The organism is Streptomyces sp. NPDC005195 (assembly GCF_040608315.1).
Classification (GTDB): domain Bacteria; phylum Actinomycetota; class Actinomycetes; order Streptomycetales; family Streptomycetaceae; genus Streptomyces; species Streptomyces kaempferi.
On the sequence record NZ_JBEXHZ010000409.1, the window covers coordinates 1 to 1,022 of the forward strand.

General features: G+C 68.5%; 1 protein-coding gene. It reads right to left on the bottom strand.

The window, feature by feature from the left end:
• Positions 1-179: 179 nt before the first annotated feature.
• A partial coding sequence (locus ABZV34_RS39985) for a chitinase (protein WP_356288386.1) occupies positions 180-1,022 on the bottom strand: 843 nt, incomplete at its 5' end.

A 1,022-nucleotide genomic window follows, 5' to 3' on the forward strand; every position in this document is an offset into this window, starting at 1 on the left:
GGCAGCGCGGCCGCCGCGGTGGCCGCGGCCGTCGCCACGTCCTGCGTGGCGGCCGCCAGGCCCGAGACGGTGGTCGCCACGAGGGCGACCGCGGTGAGCGCTTTCGGTATCCGGCGTCGGCCGGAAGGTCTTGTTGATCGGAACACGGCACTCTCCTGCGCTGGTGGGGGTGGGGAAGGTCAGCCGGTGTACTTCGCGAGGACGCGTGTGTAGTCCCAGTCCTGCTGGCCCACCCCGGAGCAGCTGTCGGCGACGCCGCTCGTGCAGGGGCGGTCGCGGTTGACCGACCAGAAGGTCAGCCGCGCCAGGTGGTGCTGCTGGGCGTAGCCGAGGATGGTCTGGAAGTCGGCGACGGTGACCGTCTCGTTCTGTTCGGTGATCCCGTTCATGGAGGAGATGCCCATGTCCCGGTACGCCTGGTCGTCGCTGTAGCCGTAGGCGTTCTTGACTGCCGTCTTGAGGCCCTCGGCGGCCCGCTGGGTGAGCGTGCCCATGTTCTGGCCGGCGCCACCGAAGTCGAACGGCATGATCGTCCAGCTGTCCACCGTCAGGCCGGACGACGCGGCCCGGTTGATGAGTCCCGTGTCGGGGCCGCTCTGCCCGGTTCCGATGGTGACGTACACCTTGATGCCCGGGTTGTTGGCCTTGACGGTCTTGAGCGCGTCCACGGTGCGCTGTTGGACCGTCGTGTTGCTGTAGGCGTCGGCCTCGATGTCGATGTCGATGGCCTTGAGCCCGTAGGCGTTGATGACCTTCTGGTACGCGGCCGCCAGCTCCCCGGCACTCGAGCAGGAACTCTCCAGCTTGTTGCCGCTGTAGCCGCCGAACGACGGGATGATGTCACCGCCGCCTGCCCGCACGGTGTTGACCGTCTGCTGGTCGACGCCGCCGGTCAGGGCGCGGCCGCCGTCCCACTGCGGGTTGCAGTAGCCGTTGCTGAGCACGAAGGCCAGCGTGAACCACTTGACGCCGGTGGCGATCATGACGGTGGTGGGGTTCGGCGGGCTGCCCCAGCCGTTGTA